The following is a 20,381-nucleotide window of genomic DNA, read 5'->3' on the forward strand; positions in this document are numbered from 1 at the left end:
CTCAGCGCCGATGGTACTGCAAGGGGGACCTTGTGGGAGAGTAGGACACCGCCGGACTCCTTTTGACAGAAGAGCCCCTCCACTGGAGGGGCTCTTCTTGTTTAACCCGTCAGAGGCCGACAGATGCTGGCTCGCCTCGGGCCCATCCGTTGGTAGTCTCGTACCTCGACCGCAGCGAGCACCTCTCGTCCTGGCCGATCGACTTCCGGGGCACGAGCCCCCACAACACGACAGCTGCCTGCACGACAGAACGAGGAGCATCTCCGTGAGCGACCGCGACGACGACCGACCCGACCGACCCCGACGAGACGCGTCCTCCGGACGTGACGGCGGTGCACGGGGAGAGCGGCCGTCGGGTCGCTCGTCGAGCGGCGACCGCGGGGCCCGAGGCGACCGGCCCCAGCGCGGTGAGCGTCCTGCGTACGGGGACCGCGCCTCCTCGGGTCGGCCGCAGGGTGAGGGAGACCGCCGAGGCGGTCCCTCGGCCAGCCGTCGTGCGGGCTCGACCGGCGGTCGTCCCTCGACCGGTTCCGGTCGTCCGTCGAGTGGTGGGCGTCCGTCCACCGTTGGCGGCGGTCGGACTTCGACGGGTGGTGGGCGTCCCTCCACCGGTGGACGTCCCTCGAGCGGATACCAGGGGAACCGCGAAACGCCTGAGGATCGCGATCCCTACGGCCTGAAGTCGGTCCGGCCGGCGCAGGAGGTGGCGCACGTCCCCGACGACGTCGAGCCCCGCGACCTGGACAAGGTCGCCCGCGGCGAGCTGAAGACGCTGAGCAAGGAGAACGCCGACTGGGTCGCGAAGCACCTCGTCATGGCGGGGCGCCTCATCGAGGAGGAGCCGGAGGAGGCCCACAAGCACGCGCTGTCGGCCGGTCGTCGCGCCGGTCGCATCGGCGTCGTGCGCGAGACGATCGCCATCACGGCGTACACGGTGGGGGACTACGCGCTGACGCTCCGCGAACTGCGGACGTACCGGCGCATCACCGGCCGTGACGACCAGCTGCCGCTGATGGTGGACAGCGAACGCGGGCTGGGGCGTCCCGAGCGCGCGCTCGAGCTGGGGCGCTCGGTCGACGTCTCGACCCTCGCGCCGTCGGTGCGCGTGTCGCTCGCCATCGCGATGAGCGGTGCCCGGCTCGACCTCGGCCAGCCCGACGCGGCGCTCGGCGAGCTCGAGATCCCGCAGCTCGACCGCCGGCGCGCGTTCGAGTACAGCCCTGCCTTGTTCGACGCCTACGCCACCGTCCTCGAGGACCTCGGTCGCGACCGGGACGCCGAGGAGTGGCGCACGCTGGCCGAGCGGGCCGACGCGGCGCTCGAGGCTCACCACGGCGACGACGACCGGGAGACCGTCGAGGTCGTCGAGGAGGAGCTCGAGCTCGACGAGTCGTGGGGCGCTGAGGACGAGTCCGTGTCGCTCGAGGAGCCTGCGGCGGACGACGTGGCCGAGACAGACGGGGCATTGGCTGCCGATGAGGAGCCTGCTGCCGTTGAGGAGCCTGCTGCCGTTGAGGAGCCTGCTGCCGTTGAGGACCCTGCTGCCGTTGAGGAGCCTGCTGCCGTTGAGGACCCTGCTGCCGATGAGCAGCCGGTCCCCGCCGATGAGCCTGCCGGCGACGACGAGCCCGTTGGCAACGACGAGCCCGTCACGGACCAGGAGCCCGAGCACCGTGGCTGACGGCCCCACGCCCCTGGACGGCGTGGACACCGTCCTCGCGGACCTCGACGGGGTCGTCTACCGCGGTTCCGTCGCGATCGACCACGCCGTCGAGAGCCTCACCGCGGCGGCCGAGACCCACCGGGTCGGCTACATCACGAACAACGCCTCGCGCACCGCGGCGACGGTGGCCGCGCAGCTGAGCGGCTACGGGCTGCAGGTGACCGCGGACGACGTGGTGACCTCCCCGCAGGCGGCCGTGCGCCTCCTCGTCGACGCCGTGCCGGCCGGATCGACCGTCCTCGTCGTCGGGGGAGACGGGCTCACCTCCGTGCTCGAGGCCGAGGGCTTCCGGGTCACGCGCTCGGCGGACGACGAGCCCGCGGCCGTCGTCCAGGGGTTCAGCCCCGAGGTCGGCTGGTCCGACCTCGCCGAGGCCTCGTTCGCCCTCGCGGCCGACATCCCGTGGATCGCCACGAACACCGACTGGACCATCCCGCAGGAGCGCGGCACGGCTCCCGGCAACGGCACGCTCGTCAGCGCCGTGCACACGGCCGTCGGCCGTCTGCCCGTGACCGCGGGCAAGCCCGAGACGCCGATCTTCACCGCAGCAGTCGAGCGCTTCGGCGCCACGACCGCGATGTTCATCGGCGACCGGCTCGACACCGACATCCTCGGCGCGCGTCGTGCGGGGCTCGTCTCCGTGCTCGTGCTGACCGGCATCGACGGGGCCAAGCAGGTGCTCGCGGCCGAGAAGGACTCGCGGCCCGACTTCATCGTCGGCGACCTGCGCGAGCTGAGCCAGCCGTATCCCGAGATCGTCGAGCACGACGAGGACGACGTCCACGTGGTCACCGTGCGTCAGGCCCGCGTCGCCGTCCGCGGCGGCGTCGTCCGGGTCCTCGCGGCCGGCGGCGACCCCGTCGACCTGCTGCGCGCCGGCGCGCACGCCGTCTGGGGCACCGGACGGGCGATCTACGGCCTCGACATCGACCCTGCCCTGCACCCCGGTGAGTAGGGTGGACGGCACCATGCAGCAGGAGCCGAGGTCCGTCCACACGACGTCCGACGAGGAGGCGACGGCCGAGCTGGCAGGCCGCCTCCGGACGATCGAGGCCCTCCCTCTCGACCAGCGTGCTGTCGCGTTCGGCGCCGTGCACGACGAGCTGCGGGTCGCGCTCGAGGGCACGGGCGGGGACACCGGCGAGACCGACGACAGCCCGGGTGGTCGGTGACCGTCCGCATCGAGGAGCCGGAGGACGCCGCCTCGTCCGCCGAGCCGGCGGAGCGGGCCGGCCAGCGTCTCGACGCGGCGCTCGCGTCTCGGGGGCTCGCGCGCTCCCGCACGCACGCCGCCCGCCTCCTCGCCGACGGCCTCGTCACGGTGAACGGATCGGGCGCCGTCAAGGCGTCGACCCGCGTGGCCGAGTCGGACACCGTCGAGGTGGCCGGCCTCGACCACTACGTGAGCCGCGCGGCTCACAAGCTCCTCGCGGCGCTCGACGCCTTCGACGTCGACCCGAGCGGTCGCACGGCGCTCGACGTGGGCGCGTCGACGGGCGGCTTCACGCAGGTGCTGCTCGAGCGGGGCGTCGACCACGTCGTCGCGCTCGACGTCGGACACGGTCAGCTGTCGCCGTCGATCCGCAGCGACCAGCGCGTCACGGTGGTCGAGGGCGTGAACGCGCGCTACCTCGAGGCCGACCAGCTGCAGGGCCTCAGCGACCGCGCCTCCTCGATCGACCTCGTCGTCGCCGACCTGTCGTTCATCTCGCTCACGATGGTGCTGCCGGCGCTGGTGGCCAGCGTGCCTGTGGAGAGCGACTTCGTGCTGCTCGTGAAACCGCAGTTCGAGGTGGGACGGCAGGGCATCCGAGAGGGAGTCGTGCACGACGCCCGGCTGCGGAACGAGGCCGTCACCGGAGTCCTCTGGGCGGCCCACGACCTGGGCCTCGGCACGGCGGGGATCATCCCCTCACCGATCGTCGGGACGGCAGGCAACAAGGAGTACGTCGTGCGGTTCTCGGCTCGCCACGGGTCGAATCCGACAGAATGGCTCGGCAGGTCCGAGAGCACGACGGGAGCGTGAGACAGATCGACACGACGACACGGCACGTCCTCGTCGTCTCCCACACCGGGAGACGCGACTCGCTCGACGCCGCCCTCGAGGTCTGCGCCCTCCTGGTCGGCGCGGGCGTCGTGCCCGTGCTCTCGCGTGACGAGTGGGACGACATCAAGACCGCGGCGCCCGACATCGAGCCGGTCGACATCCTCGGCGAGGACGTCGCGCTCGACGCCCTCGAGTGCGTCATCGTCCTCGGCGGCGACGGCACCATCCTCCGGGCCGCCGAGCTGGTCCGGGGCACGCGTGCCCCGATCCTCGGGGTCAACCTCGGCCACGTCGGGTTCCTCGCCGAGAGCGAGCGCGACGAGATGGCGTACGCCGTGTCACGCGTCGTCGCGCGCGACTACGACGTCGAGGAGCGCTTCGCCCTCGACGTGCGCGTCGTCGAGGGCTCCGAGGTCGTCTGGCGCACCTGGGCGATGAACGAGGCGACCGTCGAGAAGGCGTCGCGCGAGCGGATGCTCGAGGTCGTCATCGAGGTCGACGGGCGGCCCCTCTCGTCGTTCGGCTGCGACGGGGTCGTCATGTCGACGCCCACCGGGTCGACCGCCTACTCGTTCTCCGCCGGAGGCCCGGTCGTCTGGCCCGAGGTGCAGGCGCTGCTGCTCGTGCCGCTGAGCGCCCATGCCCTCTTCGCCCGTCCGCTGGTCGTCGGCCCCGACTCGACGCTCGCCGTCGAGGTGATGAGCCGCACCGACGGCCGCGGCATCCTCTGGTGCGACGGACGCCGCGAGCACGACCTGCCGCCCGGCGCCCGTGTCGAGTGCACGCGCTCGGACCAGCCCGTGCTGCTGGCCCGCCTGCGACAGGGGCCGTTCACCGACCGCCTCGTCGCCAAGTTCAAGCTCCCCGTGACCGGCTGGCGCGGCCCCGAGCAGGGAGACGCGTCGTGATCGAGGAGATCGCGATCCGCGACCTCGGCGTCATCGGCCGCGCGACCCTGCCCCTCGGGCCGGGCTTCACCGCCGTGACCGGCGAGACCGGCGCCGGCAAGACCATGGTCGTCACCGCGCTCGGACTGTTGCTCGGACAGCGCGCCGAGAGCGGCATCGTCCGCTCGGGCAGCACCCAGGCGGTCGTCGACGGCCGGTGGGTCGTCCCGGCCGACGGCGCCGTGGTCGAGCGCGTCCGCGACGCCGGGGGAGACGTCGACGACGGCGAGCTCTTCCTCAGCCGCGTCGTCTCGGCCGAGGGCCGCAGCCGGGCCGTCGTGGGCGGTCGGTCCGCCCCGATCGGCGTGCTGGGCGACCTCGCCGACCACCTCGTGGTCGTCCACGGGCAGTCCGAGCAGATCCGGCTCAAGTCGGCGCAGGCGCAGCGGGCGGCGGTGGACGCGCACGGAGGTGCGCCCCTCGCTGCGGCTGCCGCCTCCTACCGGGCCGCGTTCGAGGCGTGGACGGCCGCCCGTGACGAGCTCGCCGAGATCACCCGCGACCGCGACGAGCGCCGTGCCGAGGCCGACGCGCTGCGCGCCGCCATCGACGAGATCGAGGCGGCGGCTCCCGTGGCCGGCGAGCTCGACGAGCTGGACGCGACGGCCGACCGGCTCAGCAACTCCGAAGACCTCCGGCTCGCCGCCGGCCTCGCCCACGAGATCCTCTCCACGGACGCCGTCGACGGCACCCGCGACGTCCTCTCGCTCGTCGAGGAGGCGCGGCGGCAGGTCGAGCGCGTCGCCCCGCACGACCCCGCGCTCGCGCCGATCGCCGACCTGCTGGCCGAGGTCAGCGTGCAGGTGTCCGAGTCGTCGTCACGCCTGTCGAGCTACCTCGGCGGCCTCGACGCCGACGCGGCGGGCGACCTCGAGGCGGTCCAGACCCGTCGTGCCGAGCTGTCGTCGCTGCTGCGCAAGCACGGTCCGGGCCTCGACGACGTGCTGCGGCTGCTCGACGAGGGCAGCAGGCGCCTGGTCGAGCTCGACGGCGACGACGACCGGCTCGCCTCGCTCGACGACGAGGTGGCGCAGTTCCGGGCCGAGGCCGAGACCAGGGCCGGGGTCCTCAGCGACCTGCGCCGCGCCTCCGGCGCCGACCTGTCCGAGCGCGTCAGCGCCGAGTTGTCCGCGCTCGCGATGGCCGGTGCCGAGATCGTCGTCGAGGTCACGCCGCGCGACGACCTGGGCAGCACCGGTGCCGACGTCGTGTCGCTGCTGCTGCGCCCGCACCCCGGCAGCGAGCCGCGCCCGCTCGGCAAGGGAGCCTCAGGTGGCGAGCTCTCGCGCGTCATGCTCGCCCTCGAGGTCGTCATGGCCGGGTCGAGCGACGTGCCGACCTTCGTCTTCGACGAGGTCGACGCCGGCGTCGGCGGGTCGGCCGCGATCGAGATCGGTCGCCGGCTCGCCGCGCTGTCCGAGCGGGCCCAGGTCATCGTCGTGACCCACCTCGCCCAGGTCGCCGCGTTCGCGACGAACCACCTCCGCGTCGTGAAGGACGCGTCGGGCGAGGTCACCGCGAGCAGCGTGCAGCAGCTCGAGGGCGACGAGCGGGTCGCCGAGATGGCCCGGCTGCTCTCGGGGCTGCCCGACAGCGCGAGCGGACTCGACCACGCCCGCGAGCTGCTCGAGCTCGCGGCGGCCGGCCGCGCCGTCACACACTCGTAACAGGCAGCGGTGGCCGACCGGCCCCGCGTGACATAGGATGGAATCCCGTGGTGAACGTTGAGAACTCGGGCCTTGATTCCTCCTCGATCGACGGAGGTGGGCCTTCTGAGTCTCCTTCTGCGGGTCGCAGCAACTCCAGCGTGACGAAGCACATCTTCGTCACCGGCGGCGTCGTGTCGTCGCTCGGCAAGGGCCTGACGGCCGCCAGCCTCGGCAACCTGCTCACGGCGCGCGGGCTGCGCGTGGTCATGCAGAAGCTCGACCCCTACCTCAACGTCGACCCGGGCACGATGAACCCGTTCCAGCACGGCGAGGTGTTCGTCACCGACGACGGGGCCGAGACCGACCTCGACATCGGCCACTACGAACGCTTCCTCGACATCGACCTCGACCAGGCCGCCAACGTGACGACGGGCCAGGTCTACTCGACCGTCATCGCGAAGGAGCGCCGCGGCGAGTACCTCGGCGACACCGTCCAGGTCATCCCGCACATCACGGACGAGATCAAGCGCCGCATGCGGCAGCAGGCCGAGGGCGACGTGGCCCCCGACGTCATCATCACCGAGGTCGGCGGCACCGTCGGCGACATCGAGAGCCAGCCGTTCATCGAGTCGGCTCGTCAGGTGCGCCACGAGCTAGGGCGGAACAACGTCTTCTTCGTGCACGTCTCGCTCGTGCCCTACATGGGCGCCTCGGGTGAGCAGAAGACGAAGCCGACGCAGCACTCCGTCGCGGCGCTCCGCTCGATCGGCATCCAGCCCGACGCGCTCGTGCTCCGCAGCGACCGCCCCGTCAGCGAGGCGAACAAGCGCAAGATCGCGCTGATGTGCGACGTCGACGAAGATGCGGTCGTCAACGCGAAGGACGTCGCGAGCATCTACGACATCCCCTCGATGCTCAACGAGCAGGGCCTCGACGCGTACATCATCCGCCACCTCGGCCTGGCCGAGAAGGCGGGCGAGGTCGACTGGTCCGGCTGGCAGACCGTGCTCGACGCGGTGCACCAGCCGAAGCACGAGGTCACCATCGGCCTCGTCGGCAAGTACATCGACCTGCCCGACGCCTACCTGTCGGTCACCGAGGCCCTCCGTGCCGGTGCCTTCGCCCACCAGGCCAAGGCGAAGCTCGTCTGGATCCCGTCGGACGACTGCGAGACGCCCGAGGGCGCCGCGGCGGCGCTGTCGCAGGTCGACGGCATCTGCGTGCCCGGCGGCTTCGGCATCCGCGGCATCGAGGGCAAGCTCGGCGCACTGAAGTTCGCCCGAGAGAACGGCATCCCGACGCTCGGCCTCTGCCTCGGCCTGCAGTGCATGGTCATCGAGTACGCCCGCGACAAGGCCGGCCTGGCCGGCGCCTCCTCGTCCGAGTTCGACCCCGACACCGAGTTCCCGGTCATCGCGACGATGGCCGAGCAGGTCGACATCATCGCCGACGGCGACCTGGGCGGCACCATGCGCCTCGGCCTCTACCCGGCCGCCCTCCAGCCCGGCTCGCTCGCGGCCGAGCTGTACGGCTCCGAGCTGGTCGACGAGCGCCACCGCCACCGCTACGAGGTCTCGAACCAGTACCGCCAGCAGATCGCCGACGCGGGCCTCGTGTTCTCGGGCACGTCGCCCGACGGCACCCTCGTCGAGTACGTCGAGCTCGACCGCGCCGAGCACCCGTTCTACATCGGCACCCAGGCGCACCCCGAACTGCGGTCGCGCCCCAACCGCGCGCACCCGCTCTTCAGCGGCCTCGTCGGGGCGTCGCTCGAGCGCCAGAACTCGAGCCGCCTCTTCGCGGACGAGGGCGACGACGCGAGCGAGACCCGTGCCGACGCGGTCGCTGCGGCCGTGGACACGGCCGACGGCGCGGCCGAGGCCGCTGCCCCCGGGCGGTCCTGAGCCGTGGCCGACTCCGAGCTGCTGCGGGACGAGCCCGCCGACCCGACCGTCACCTCCTCCGAGACGGTCTTCGAGGGCGCCGTCTGGAACGTCGTCCGCGACGTCGTCGACTACAACGGCTCGCCGATGACGCGCGAGTACGTCGCGCACACCGGTGCCGTGGCGGTGCTCGCGGTCGACGAGCACGACCGCGTTCTGGTCATCAAGCAGTACCGGCACCCGATCCGCACCCGCGACTGGGAGCTGCCCGCCGGCCTGCTCGACGCCGAGGGCGAGTCGAAGCTCGACGCGGCCAAGCGCGAGCTGGCCGAGGAGGCCGACCTCGAGGCGACCGACTGGGACGAGCTCGTCTCGTTCCACACCACCCCCGGGGGCAACGACGAGATGGTCACGGTCTACCGGGCCACCGGCGTGACCGCGACCGCTGCTGCTTTCGACCGCACCGACGAAGAAGCGGACATCGAGAAGCGCTGGGTCGCCCTCGACGAGATCGTCGACGGTGTGCTGGCAGGGCGCCTGCACAACTCCATCCTCAGCATCGCGGCCCTGGCCGCGACCGTCGCCGCCCGCCGCTGACGACGCGGCGGCGGTCGGTCGGGACGAGCGCACGATGACCTCGGTCGAGGAGGCGGTGGCCCGCTACCTGCGGCACGTCACGGTCGAGCGCGGCCTGTCCCCGAACACCACGGCCGCGTACCGGCGCGATCTCGTGCTCTGGGCGGCGCACCTCGAGGAGGCGGGACGCGCCTCCGTCGAGGAGGTCGCGCCGGCGGACGTCGCGGCCTTCCCGGCCGCGCTGGCGACCCGTGCGGACGAACCGCTGCGCGCCTCCAGCGTGGCCAGGGTGCTCTCGTCGGTGAGGGGCCTCCACAGGTTCCTGCACGAGGAGGGGCTGGTCGCCGTCGACGTCGCGGCCGGCGTCCGCCCGCCGAAGCTGCCCTCGCGCCTGCCGAAGGCCATCTCGGTCGCGCAGGTCGAGGCCCTGCTGGCCGCGACCGACGGCGACGAGCCGGCCCGCGTCCGCGACAAGGCGCTGCTCGAGCTGCTGTACGCGACGGGCGCCCGCGTGAGCGAGGCCGTGGCGCTCAACGTCGACGACGTCATCGACGGGGGAGACGTCGTGCGGCTCTTCGGCAAGGGCGGCAAGCAGCGGATCGTGCCCGTGGGCAGCTTCGCGCGGCGGGCGCTCGACGCGTGGCTCGTGCGGGGCCGGCCCGAGTTCTCGGCGCGCGGCGATGCGACGCCCGCGCTGTTCCTCGGGGCGAGGGGCGCCAGGCTCTCGCGCCAGAGCGCCTGGCTCGTCATCCAGGCCGCGGCGGAGCGCGCCGAGCTCGACGTCGACGTCTCGCCGCACACCCTGCGGCACTCGTTCGCGACCCACCTGCTCGAGGGCGGCGCAGACGTGCGGGTGGTGCAGGAACTCCTCGGGCACTCGTCCGTCGCGACGACGCAGATCTACACGCTCGTGACGGCGGACGCCCTGCGCGACATGTACGTGACGGCCCACCCGCGGGCCCTCCGACCTGCCTCCTGACCAGGCACTACCTTCATCCGCCGCATGAGGCTTCCTGCCTGCGGGACGGGCGCGTCAGCCCGGCCGGGCAGGGGGCCGCCGGTACCATCGACGTGTGAGCACCAAGTCGACCTCGAGCACGCCCGCCCTCTTCGAGAGCGCTCCGGCGACCGTCCCCGCGAACGGTCCCACCGGTCGCCCGCGCACCGAGTTCGCCGTCCCCGAACGACTCGACGGCCACGGCCCCGCGCGCATCGTCACCCTCTGCAACCAGAAGGGCGGCGTCGGCAAGACCACGACCACCATCAACCTCGGCGCCGCGTTCGCCGAGTACGGCCGTCGGGTGCTCGCCATCGACTTCGACCCGCAGGGCGCCCTCACCGCGGGTCTCGGCGTGCAGGCGCACGACCAGCCCACGATCTACGACCTCATGATCGGCTCCGTCAAGGACGCGCACGACGTGATCGTGCCGACCCGCGTGCACGACCTCGACGTCATGCCGGCGAACATCGACCTCTCCGCCGCCGAGGTGCACCTCGTCAACGAGGTCGCCCGCGAGCAGATCCTCGCCCGCATCATCCGCCAGGTCAGCGCCGAGTACGACGTCATCCTGATCGACTGCCAGCCCTCGCTCGGCCTGCTGACCGTCAACGCCCTCACCGCGGCGCACGGCGTGCTCATCCCGCTCGAGTGCGAGTTCTTCGCCCTGCGCGGCGTGGCCCTGCTCGTCGAGACGATCGAGAAGGTCCGCGACCGGCTGAACCCCGCCATCACCCTCGACGGCATCCTGCCGACGATGTTCGACTCGCGCACCCTGCACAGCCGCGAGGTGCTCGAGCGGGTCGTCGACGCGTTCGGCGACGAGGTGCTCGAGACCGTCATCGGCCGCACCGTGAAGTTCCCCGACGCCTCGGTCGCCGGCATCCCCATCACCCAGTTCGCCCCCGAGCACCCGGCGGCGCAGGCCTATCGCCAGCTGGCCCGAGAGCTGATCGCGCGTGGTGCCGCAGCCTGAGGCCCCCGTTGTCGTCACCGACCCGAGCGGTGCCCCCGATCTCGCCGCCGGAGCGTCGGCGCGGGGGTTCGAGGTCGTCCTCGACAACTTCAGCGGTCCGTTCGACCTGCTGCTGACGCTGATCGGCAAGCGCGAGATGGACGTCACCGAGGTCGCGCTCAGCGCCGTCACCGACGAGTTCATCGCCTACCTGCGCACCGTCGACACCGACGAGGACCTCGACCAGGCCAGCCAGTTCATCGTCGTCGCCGCGACCCTGCTCGACCTCAAGGTAGCCGGCCTGCTGCCCCAGGGCGAGCTCGTCGACGCGGAGGACGTCGCGCTGCTCGAGGCGCGCGACCTGCTCTTCGCGCGGCTGCTGCAGTACCGCGCCTTCAAGCAGGCGGCCGAGTGGTTCGCCGAGCGCGGCGCCGTCGAGTCCCGCCGACACCCCCGCACCGTGCGCCTGGAGGAGAAGTACCGCGTCACGACGCCCGAGCTGGTGTGGACGCTCTCGCCCGACGACTTCGCGGCGCTCGCCGCCTTCGCCCTCACGCCCCAGGCCGTGCCCACCGTCGGCCTCGACCACCTGCACGCCCCGCTCGTGAGCATCCGCGAGCAGGCCGCCTGGGTGGTCGCGATGCTGCGCCGCGCCGGGGTCGCCACGTTCCGCGAGCTCGTGGCCGACGTCGACCAGAAGGGTGTCGTCGTCGCGCGGTTCCTGGCACTCCTCGAGCTGTACCGGCACGGGTCGCTGGCGTTCGAGCAGGTCGAGCCGCTCGGCGAGCTCAGCGTGCGCTGGGTGGCCGAGCACTGGACCGACGAGGCGCTGGACTCGCTGGGGGCCGACTATGACGGCTGACGCGACGACCGCCTCCTCGGCTCGCAGCGCCGTCGACGACGGGCCGGACGACCGCGCCGACGACGACCGCGCGACCGCCCGGGCCCTCGAGGCCGTGCTGTTGGTCGCCGACGAGCCGCAGTCGCTGCTCTCGCTCGCCGCCGCCGTGGGGCGACCGACCGCGGAGGTGCGCCGTGCGGTGGCCGACCTGGTCGCCGACTTCGACGGCGTCGACGGCACGCCCCGGCGCGGCTTCGAGCTGCGCGAGGTCGGCGGCGGCTGGCGTTTCTACGTCCGGGAAGAGCTGGATCCCGTCGTGCGCGATTTCGTGCTGACGGAGAACCCGTCCAGACTGTCGCAGGCGGCTCTCGAGACGCTGGCGGTCATCGCCTACAAGCAACCCATCACCCGGAGCAGCATCGCGCAGATCCGCGCGGTGAACGTCGACTCGGTCGTCCGTACACTGGTGGGTCGCGGCCTGGTCACGGAGTCGTCCACCGACCCCGAGACCGGCGCCCTCACCTACGAAACGACGGATCTCCTGTTGACCCACCTCGGCATCGCCTCGCTCGACGAGCTCCCGCTGATCTCCCCGCTCCTCCCTGACGGATCCGGAGGATTCGACGATGTCATCTGACCCCACCACCACCCCCGCCGACGACCTGCCCACGGGCGAGCGCCTGCAGAAGGTCATGGCCGCCGCGGGCGTCGCCTCGCGCCGCGTCTCGGAGGACCTGATCGCCGCGGGCCGCGTCACCGTCAACGGCAAGGTCGTGACCGAGGCCGGTCGCCGCATCGACCCGGAGAAGGACAAGGTCGTTGTCGACGGCGCCGCGGTCCAGCTCGACACGACGCGTCGCTACGTGATGCTCAACAAGCCCGTCGGCGTCGTCAGCACGATGAGCGACGAGGCCGACCGCCCCGACCTGCGTCAGTTCACCTCGGACTTCGAGGAGCGCCTGTTCAACGTCGGCCGCCTCGACGTCGAGACCAGCGGCCTGCTGCTGCTGACGAACGACGGCGAGCTCGCCCACGTGCTGGCGCACCCCTCGTTCGGCGTCACCAAGACCTACATCGCCAAGGTGCGCGGCGTCGTCACGCCCGCGATCCTCGCGCAGCTGCTCGCCGGCGTCGACCTCGAGGACGGCCCGATCGCGGCCGACCGCGCGGCCGTGGTCGCAGGAGGCGCGGGCCTGTCGCGCTCCGCCGACTCGTCCCTGGTCGAGATCACCCTGCACTCGGGGCGCAACCGCATCGTCCGCCGCATGATGGAGGAGGTCGGCCACCCCGTCATCGACCTCGTGCGCCGCTCCTTCGGCCCGCTGCACCTCGGCACGCTCAAGGCGGGCCACGTGCGCTCGCTGAACAAGACCGAGCTCGGCGCCATCCTCACGATCGCGCGCGACGCCTCGCCGTCGCCCAAGGTCGACTCCGTGCCCACGATCGAGAGCGGCGACGCGCCGGTCGACGAGGCCGACGTGGTCGAGGTCGCCCTCGACGCGGACGAGGTCGAGAAGGAGTTCTACGACGAGGACGACGACGAGTACGACCCCGAGACCGACGCCCGCGACGCCCGTCGCCGCGTGCCCGGTGCCGGCCCGCGTGCCGGCGTCGGCAAGGGCGACGCCCCGGTGTCGCGACGCGCGGAGGTGCGGCGCGAGCAGGCCGGACGTCGCGAGCAGGGCGCGGACCGCGGCGGGCGCCCCGTGCGTGACGACCGTGGCGGACGCCCTGAGCGCGGCGGCTACCAGGACCGTGGCGATCGTGGGGGCTACGCCGCTCGCGAGGACCGTGGCGGCTACGCCCCCCGCGCCGACCGCCCGGGCTCGGGCGCTCGCGGCGGAGCTGCTCGTGACGACCGTGGTGGACGCCCCGAGCGTGGCGGGTACCAGGGTCGCGACGACCGTGGCGGGCGTCCTGCCGGTGGCGGGTACCAGGGTCGCGACGACCGGCGTGACGACCGTGGTGGACGCCCCGAGCGTGGCGGCTACCAGGGTCGCGACGACCGTGGCGGGCGTCCCGCTGGTGGCGGATACCAGGGTCGCGACGACCGTGGTGCCCGTCCCGAGCGCGGTGGCTTCGTGTCGCGTGACGACCGTGGCGGACGCCCGGACCGCGGCGGCTACGTGTCCCGCGACGACCGTGGCGGCGCTCCCCGTGGTGGAGACCGCCCGCTGAGCCCCGGCGAGGAACGCGCCGCCGGCTACCCGAACCGCGACCTGCCCAAGGACCCGCGCACCGGCCGCCCCTCCGGCGTCCGTGCCGGCGGACCCGGATCCGGCCGCGGCGGCCGCGAGGACCGCAGCGCCCGTGACGGCGACGACCGCGGCGGCTACCAGGGTCGCGACGACCGTGGTGCACGTGACGACCGCGGTGGACGCCCGGAGCGCGGCGGATACCAGGGCCGTGACGACCGTGGCGGACGCCCGGCCGGTGGCGGCTATCAGGGGCGGGACGACCGTGGTGCACGTGACGACCGCGGTGGACGCCCGGAGCGCGGCGGCTACCAGGGCCGTGACGACCGTGGCGGACGCCCGGCCGGTGGCGGCTACCAGGGGCGGGACGACCGTGGTGCACGTGACGACCGCGGTGGACGCCCGGAGCGCGGCGGATACCAGGGCCGTGACGACCGTGGCGGACGCCCGGCTGGCGGTGGCTACCAGGGTCGTGATGACCGTGGTGGTCGTCCTGCCGGTGGTGGCTACCAGGGTCGTGATGACCGTGGTGGTCGTCCTGCTGGTGGTGGCTACCAGGGTCGTGACGATCGTTCCGGTCGCGACGACCGTGGCGGACGCCCCGAGCGCGGCGGCGACCGTCCGTTCCGTGGCCGCCCCGACGACGGGGGACGTGGTCCCCGCGGGGGCGGGCGTTCGTGACCGACCCGACCCGCGCCTCCTCGACGGACCTCAGCGTCGCTGACGCGAGCACGGGATCGGCACGCCCCGGTGCGACCGTCGACGACCTCGTCGGCGGCACGCGTCGTCTCGACGGCCAGGTGCGGATCGTGGGCTCCGGCCTGCTCGGCACGAGCATCGGGCTGCGGCTGCGCGAGCACGGCGTCGACGTGATCCTCGACGACGCCTCCCCTGCTGCCCGCAGCCTCGCCGTCGACTACGGCGCGGGTCGCGTCGCCGCCGACGGCGACGCCCCCGTGCTCGTCGTCGTGGCGGTGCCGCCCGACGTCACGGCCGAGATCGTCCACCGTGAGCTCGACGCGTTCCCGGAAGCGTTGGTCACCGACGTCGCGTCGGTCAAGGTCGCGCCGCTCGACGAGCTCCGTGCCCGCGGCGCCGACGTCTCGCGCTACATCGGCTCGCACCCCATGGCCGGTCGCGAGCGCGGCGGGGCCATCTCGGCCCGCGCCGACCTGTTCGCCGGCCGTCCGTGGGTCATCGCCGGCCACGACGACATCAGCTACCGCCGCGCCGCGGCCGTCGAGGACCTCGCCCTCGACCTCGGCGCCACCCCGATCGAGATGACGCCCGAGGAGCACGACGCGGGCGTCGCCCTCGTCAGCCACGTGCCGCAGGTCGTGTCGAGCCTCATGGCGACTCGCCTGCGCGACGCGACCGACGCCTCCCTGGGGCTCGCCGGCGGGGGAGTGCGCGACGTCACGCGCATCGCCGCCAGCGACCCGGCCCTGTGGGTGCAGATCCTCGGCGCCAACGCGTCCCGCGTCGTGGAGGTGCTGCGCGAGCTGCGCGACGACCTCGACGGCGTGATCGCGGCGCTCGCCGACCCCTCGGCCCCGGGCGCTCGCCGCACGGTGGCCGAGGCCATCGGCGCCGGCAACACCGGCGTCGCACGCCTGCCCGGCAAGCACGGGCAGTCGACACGGTTCAGCTCGGTCGTCGTCATCGTCGACGACGCCCCGGGCCAGATCGCCCGCCTGCTCGCCGACATCGGCGACATCGGCGTCAACCTGGAAGACCTGCGGCTGGAGCACTCGCCCGGCGCGCAGGTGGGACTCGCGGAGGTCAGCATCGTGCCCGAACAAGAAGAACGACTCGTCGCCGAGCTCGAGGGGCGCGGCTGGACCGTGTCCGGGGCGTTCGCATGAGCGCCGAGGGCACGACCGGGCCCGTCGGCTCGGCTGGCTCCGCAGGCTCGCCCGTCGAGACCGACGTCGAGCGCACGCCCGGCGAGCACGGCGTGGGCGGCCCCGCCGGCGAGGCCCACACCGCCGAGCTGCGCGAGCGGACCGCGGAGGCGGTGCACCGGCACGTCGTCGTGGCCGTCGACGGCCCCGCCGGCAGCGGCAAGTCCAGCGTGAGCCGCGCCTCCGCCGTGGCCCTCGGCTACGACTACCAGGACACGGGCGCGGCCTACCGCGCCTTCGCCCTGCACGCGCTCGACAGCGGCGTCGACCTCGACGACCCGGACGCGGTGATCGGGGCGCTGCCCTCGTTCGCGTACGCGATCGAGATCGACCCGGCCCGCGCCTCCTCGGTGACCGTGGGAGGCGCGGACGTCACGGACGAGATCCGCACGCCCCGCGTGACCGGCGCCGTCAGCCACGTGGCCAAGCTGCCGGAGGTGCGGCGCTTCATGGTGGACCTGTTCCGTCGCATCATCGCCTCGACCGACCGGCCCGGCATCGTGACCGAGGGCCGCGACATCACCACGGTCGTGGCGCCCGACGCCCAGGTGCGCATCCTGTTGACGGCGAGCGAAGAGGCTAGGATGGCCAGGCGTTCCGCCGAGGTCACCGGGCAGTCCGCCGAGGAGACCGCTCGGCAGCTGTCGACCCGCGACCGGCTGGACAGCAAGGTCGTCGACTTCATGACCGCCGCCGAGGGCGTGTCGACCGTCGACTCCACCCATCTCGACTTCGACCAGACGGTGCAGGCCGTGGTCGAGCTCGTGCGAGCGAGCACCCCCACACGCTAGGAGCCTCCATGGCAGACGACGACAAGTACCCCGAGCTCGACGACCAGATGGTCGGCCGCATCCAGGCGATGCCCGACGAGGACGCGGAGCAGCGCGCCCGCGCCCTGCGTGCCGGTCTGTCCGACTACGAGCTGGACGACGAAGACGTCGACGTCCTCGAGGGCGGCGAGTGGGACCCTGACGCCCTCACCTACGCCCCGGCCCTGCCGGTGCTCGCCATCGTCGGCCGCCCCAACGTCGGCAAGAGCGCCATGGTCAACCGCATCCTCGGCCGCCGCGAGGCCGTCGTCGAGGACAAGCCGGGCGTCACCCGCGACCGCGTCTCGTACAAGGCGGAGTGGGGCGGACGCCGCTTCACCCTCGTCGACACCGGCGGGTGGGAGCCCGACGCGATCGGCATCGACAAGTCCGTCGCCATGCAGGCCGAGATCGCCGTCGACCTGGCCGACGCGGTGCTGTTCGTCGTCGACGTCAACGTCGGGGCCACGGCCACCGACGAGCACGTCGTCCGCATGCTGCGCGCCTCGCACAAGCCCGTCGTCCTGGTCGCCAACAAGAGCGACGACGCCCGCAAGGACCTGGAGGCGGCCTCGCTCTGGTCGCTCGGCCTCGGCGAGCCGTTCCCTGCGTCGGCCCTGCACGGCCGCAACGTCGCCGACCTGCTCGACATGATCATGACGAAGCTCCCCGCCGTCTCGACGGTCGCGAAGGAGGAGATCGGCGGACCCCGCCGCGTCGCCATCCTCGGCCGCCCGAACGTCGGCAAGAGCTCGCTGCTGAACAAGGCCGCGGGCGAGGAGCGCGTCGTCGTCAACGAGCTGGCCGGCACCACCCGCGACCCGGTCGACGAGCAGGTCGAGATCGCCGGGCGCATCTGGACCTTCGTCGACACCGCCGGCATCCGCAAGCGCGTGCACCTGCAGCAGGGCGCCGACTTCTACGCGTCGCTCCGCACCTCGGCCGCGCTCGAGAAGGCCGAGGTCGCCGTCGTCGTCATCGACGTCACCGAGCCCATCTCGACGCAGGACCTGCGCATCATCGACCTGGTGCTCGAGTCCGGCCGCGCGCTCGTGCTCGCCTTCAACAAGTGGGACCTGCTCGACGACGACCGTCGTCGCTACCTCGAGCGCGAGATCGAGCAGGACCTCGACCACGTCTCGTGGGCGCCTCGCGTCAACATCTCGGCCCGCACCGGTCGTCACCTCGAGAAGCTCGTGCCGGCCCTCGAGCTCGCCCTCGAGTCGTGGGACACCCGCATCCCCACGGGCAAGTTCAACGCCCTGCTGGCCGAGCTCGTCGCCGAGCACCCGCACCCGCTGCGCTCGGGCAAGCAGCCCCGCATCCTGTTCGGCACCCAGGCGGCCAACCGCCCGCCGACCTTCGTGCTCTTCACGACCGGGTTCCTCGACCCGCAGTACCGCCGCTTCATCACGCGTCGCCTGCGTGAGATCTTCGGCTTCGAGGGCACCCCGATCACGGTGAACATGCGCGTGCGCGAGAAGCGCAAGCGCCCTTAGCTCGTCTCTCCCCGCGCCCCTGTGCGCTGAACGCCCGGTTGTGGATCCGTCCCCGGCCGGGCGTTCGCATTGCTACTGTGATGATCTAGCGTGAGACATTGACATATCGTCGGCGCGACAACCTCCGACGGAAGGCGATGCATGACCGCGACGATCGACGTGGACCTCGAAGCGCTGGAGGGGATGGCCGCGACGGCGCGGACGGCCCGGGACGGGCTGCCCTTCTCGCACGTGCTGACCGGCGACTGCTCGGCGGCCCTGGGCAGCCCGGGCGTGGCCGGCGTGCTGGGGGAGGTGACGGTGCACCTCGCGCGACGCGTCGACCTGACGCTCGAGCTGCTCGAGCGGCTCGCCGCGACGGCCACGGCCTTCGCGGCCGGGGTCCGGGAGGTCGACGCGCAGCTCGCGGCCAAAGCCGACGTGGGCTCCGGCGCTGCGCCCGAGGTGGACCGATGAGCGTCGACGAGGTCGACCCCGGCAAGGGCGACCCCGCCGGGATCGCCCGCCTCGCCCGGGTGCGGCGCGAGAAGCACGACGACCTGGGGCTCGGCCGGCACCGCCTGGAGTCCTGTCTGCGCTGGGCGGCGACGGAGTGGCGGGCCGAGGCGGGCTCGGCCTTCTGCGACGCGGGCGAGCTGCTCGTCACGGAGTTCGCGACGCTGATGGACGCCGTCGAGCAGCACGGCGTGGTGCTCGAGGCGTACGGCGTCGAGGTCGGCGACATCGCCTCGGTGCAGCGACTGCTCGACCGTCGCCGGGTCGAGGTCGCGGCGGCGGTGCGCCGCGCGTCCGACTCGCTCCTCGTGCTCGAGGCGGAGGAGGCGGCGTCGCCCTTCTCCGGATCCGATCTGCGCGACGTCGAGAGGCAGGCTCTCCGCCGCGGCGAGGAGGCCGACCGCACCGAGCTGGCCTGGGTCGGGCGGCGGTGGGCCGAGCTGGTCGAGCGTCGGGACGCGGCGGACGGGGCCTGCATCGCGGGCCTGTACGGCGCGGCGGCGGGCGAGTTCCTGGCTGCCGCGGTCGAGGTCTGTGAGTCGACGACGCCGGAGGAGGCGCTGCGCCGGCTGGACGGTCTCTCCGTCGTCGAGCTCGCGCTCCTCTTCGGTGAGAACCCGCTCCTCGCCGGTCTGATCGCGCAGGCGTCGCCGGAGGCGGTGCGCGAGTGGTGGGACTCGCTCGCGCGGCTGCGTCCACTCCAGAGCGACGGCCTGTCGGTGGCGCAGCAGGCGCTCGTGCTCGCAGTCCCGTCGCTGATCGGCAACCTGGACGGCGTGCCGCCGCGCGCGCGGGTCGCTGCGAATGCGGTCACGGCGGCACGTCAGGTGGCCGAGAACCAGGCGACGATCGACGACATCGCCAGGCACCCACTGGACGACCCTCGGGCTCGGGAGCTGATGGCCGAGCTGGAGCGGGAGAACGTCTACCTGCGCGGAGCGGCCGCGGTACCGCCGACCGTGCAGCTCTACACCTACGACCGGGCAGCGGATCGCCTCGTCGAGATGCTCGGGGAGTGGCCCGAGGCGGGAGCGCCCGAGCGGATCTACACATACGTGCCGGGGACGTCAGCTCAGATGAAGGACTTCTGGAAGGACGGTCCGGGCGTGCAGGACTTCGCCCGCAGGCTGACGCGCGACGACGGGATCGACAGCGTCGCGTTCGTCTACAAGGACGGTCGGTTCCCCGGAGGGGGCGACGAAGTGTTCCCGGCCGAGAAGAAGAGCCTCGTCGCGGCGCTCGCGCAGGCGAACTCCTCCCCGTTCGCGCGCGAGTCCGGTGAGCGTCTCGCCGCGTTCCGCGTCGGTCTGGACGTCGGTGGGGCGTCGGTCGGGTCGCCTCCGCCGAGGACCGTCGGGATCGGGCACAGCTGGGGCACGGCCAACATCATCGCCTCCGAGCTGGCCGGCGCCCACTGGGACCACGTCGCCTCGCTCGCTGGTGCCGGGGCTGTGCCTGAGTGGTCGGGCTCCCCGGACACCGAGTACGACTCCTACCGCTATGACGACGCGCTCGGCGTCGTGCAGGCGACGGGCATCGTCTACCGGCACCGGAACCCTCAGTACCTCGGCGAGTTCGAGCAACACGAGTACGAGAGCGATGCCGACCGCGCGACGAGGTGGGACACCCCAGCCATCGTCAGGCTGGCGACCCTGCTGCTCAACCACGCGCTGATCGCTACCGACTCGGCGCAGAACGACCAGGTCATCGTGGATCTCCTGGAGGAGCTGAAGGTCGTGGACCCGCTGTGACGTCCGCGCGGATCGCACTGGCGAAGGCATCAGGTGTTGTCCTCCTGGCGGCATCCCTAGGAGGTTGCACCATGACGTCTCTTCCTCATCACGGAGTCGAACGACCCTTG

Annotated in this window: 17 protein-coding genes and 1 pseudogene; all 18 read left to right on the plus strand. The window is 72.7% G+C overall.

Going from position 1 to position 20,381, the window contains the following annotated elements; genetic code table 11:
- Positions 1 to 703: 703 nt before the first annotated feature.
- The 18 genes and pseudogenes from IFT77_RS00005 (at position 704) to IFT77_RS00090 (ending at position 20,271) form a co-directional block, all read left to right on the plus strand.
- The gene (locus tag IFT77_RS00005) at positions 704 to 1,681 is read left to right on the plus strand and encodes a hypothetical protein (protein WP_192168921.1); all 978 of its coding nucleotides are present in this window, start codon (positions 704 to 706) and stop codon (positions 1,679 to 1,681) included.
- Positions 1,674 to 2,678, plus strand: coding sequence for an HAD-IIA family hydrolase (locus tag IFT77_RS00010; RefSeq protein ID WP_371740834.1), 1,005 nt, complete (start codon positions 1,674 to 1,676; stop codon positions 2,676 to 2,678). Before IFT77_RS00005 ends, IFT77_RS00010 begins: the two co-directional genes overlap by 8 nt.
- Positions 2,679 to 2,691: 13 nt before the next feature.
- Positions 2,692 to 2,895: a hypothetical protein gene (locus tag IFT77_RS00015; protein WP_192168923.1), complete on the plus strand. Its 204-nt coding sequence runs from the start codon at positions 2,692 to 2,694 to the stop codon at positions 2,893 to 2,895.
- Positions 2,896 to 2,903: 8 nt separating this feature from the next.
- Positions 2,904 to 3,749, plus strand: a complete 846-nt coding sequence (locus tag IFT77_RS00020; protein ID WP_192169453.1) for an SAM-dependent methyltransferase — start codon at positions 2,904 to 2,906, stop codon at positions 3,747 to 3,749.
- 5 nt (positions 3,750 to 3,754) lie between these two features.
- Complete coding sequence (locus IFT77_RS00025) at positions 3,755 to 4,678, plus strand: NAD kinase (protein WP_371740959.1); 924 nt, start codon at positions 3,755 to 3,757, stop codon at positions 4,676 to 4,678.
- On the plus strand, positions 4,675 to 6,384 hold the full coding sequence (gene recN / locus IFT77_RS00030) for a DNA repair protein RecN (protein WP_192168924.1): 1,710 nt from the start codon (positions 4,675 to 4,677) through the stop codon (positions 6,382 to 6,384). The genes IFT77_RS00025 and recN overlap by 4 nt, the downstream gene beginning before the upstream one ends.
- Positions 6,385 to 6,470: 86 nt before the next feature.
- Positions 6,471 to 8,270: a CTP synthase gene (locus IFT77_RS00035; protein WP_371740960.1), complete on the plus strand. Its 1,800-nt coding sequence runs from the start codon at positions 6,471 to 6,473 to the stop codon at positions 8,268 to 8,270.
- A gap of 3 nt (positions 8,271 to 8,273) precedes the next feature.
- Positions 8,274 to 8,846, plus strand: a complete 573-nt coding sequence (locus tag IFT77_RS00040) for an NUDIX domain-containing protein (RefSeq protein WP_371740835.1) — start codon at positions 8,274 to 8,276, stop codon at positions 8,844 to 8,846.
- 34 nt (positions 8,847 to 8,880) lie between these two features.
- On the plus strand, positions 8,881 to 9,804 hold the full coding sequence (locus IFT77_RS00045; RefSeq protein ID WP_192168926.1) for a site-specific tyrosine recombinase XerD: 924 nt from the start codon (positions 8,881 to 8,883) through the stop codon (positions 9,802 to 9,804).
- Between the two features lie 94 nt (positions 9,805 to 9,898).
- Positions 9,899 to 10,798 carry an AAA family ATPase gene (locus IFT77_RS00050; RefSeq protein ID WP_192168927.1) on the plus strand — a complete coding sequence of 300 codons (900 nt, stop codon included), beginning with the start codon at positions 9,899 to 9,901 and terminating at the stop codon, positions 10,796 to 10,798.
- Positions 10,782 to 11,639, plus strand: coding sequence for a segregation/condensation protein A (locus IFT77_RS00055; RefSeq protein ID WP_192168928.1), 858 nt, complete (start codon positions 10,782 to 10,784; stop codon positions 11,637 to 11,639). The genes IFT77_RS00050 and IFT77_RS00055 overlap by 17 nt, the downstream gene beginning before the upstream one ends.
- Positions 11,629 to 12,255 carry an SMC-Scp complex subunit ScpB gene (gene scpB, locus IFT77_RS00060; protein WP_192168929.1) on the plus strand — a complete coding sequence of 209 codons (627 nt, stop codon included), beginning with the start codon at positions 11,629 to 11,631 and terminating at the stop codon, positions 12,253 to 12,255. Before IFT77_RS00055 ends, scpB begins: the two co-directional genes overlap by 11 nt.
- Positions 12,245 to 13,027: pseudogene (locus IFT77_RS16615) on the plus strand (pseudouridine synthase); the annotation flags it as partial. The gene scpB and the pseudogene IFT77_RS16615, both read left to right, overlap by 11 nt.
- 1,463 nt (positions 13,028 to 14,490) lie before the next feature.
- Complete coding sequence (locus IFT77_RS00070; protein WP_192168930.1) at positions 14,491 to 15,678, plus strand: prephenate dehydrogenase; 1,188 nt, start codon at positions 14,491 to 14,493, stop codon at positions 15,676 to 15,678.
- Positions 15,675 to 16,508, plus strand: a complete 834-nt coding sequence (cmk, locus tag IFT77_RS00075) for a (d)CMP kinase (protein WP_192168931.1) — start codon at positions 15,675 to 15,677, stop codon at positions 16,506 to 16,508. The genes IFT77_RS00070 and cmk overlap by 4 nt, the downstream gene beginning before the upstream one ends.
- An 8-nt stretch (positions 16,509 to 16,516) precedes the next feature.
- Positions 16,517 to 18,025 (plus strand): ribosome biogenesis GTPase Der, encoded by a 1,509-nt coding sequence (der, locus tag IFT77_RS00080; RefSeq protein WP_192168932.1) that lies wholly within the window; start codon positions 16,517 to 16,519, stop codon positions 18,023 to 18,025.
- A 141-nt stretch (positions 18,026 to 18,166) separates the two neighbouring features.
- The gene (locus IFT77_RS00085) at positions 18,167 to 18,481 is read left to right on the plus strand and encodes a hypothetical protein (RefSeq protein WP_192168933.1); all 315 of its coding nucleotides are present in this window, start codon (positions 18,167 to 18,169) and stop codon (positions 18,479 to 18,481) included.
- The gene (locus IFT77_RS00090) at positions 18,478 to 20,271 is read left to right on the plus strand and encodes a hypothetical protein (RefSeq protein ID WP_192168934.1); all 1,794 of its coding nucleotides are present in this window, start codon (positions 18,478 to 18,480) and stop codon (positions 20,269 to 20,271) included. The genes IFT77_RS00085 and IFT77_RS00090 overlap by 4 nt, the downstream gene beginning before the upstream one ends.
- Positions 20,272 to 20,381: the final 110 nt, after the last annotated feature.

Origin of the sequence: Frigoribacterium sp. CFBP 13729 (assembly GCF_014841875.1) — a bacterium.
GTDB lineage: Bacteria > Actinomycetota > Actinomycetes > Actinomycetales > Microbacteriaceae > Frigoribacterium.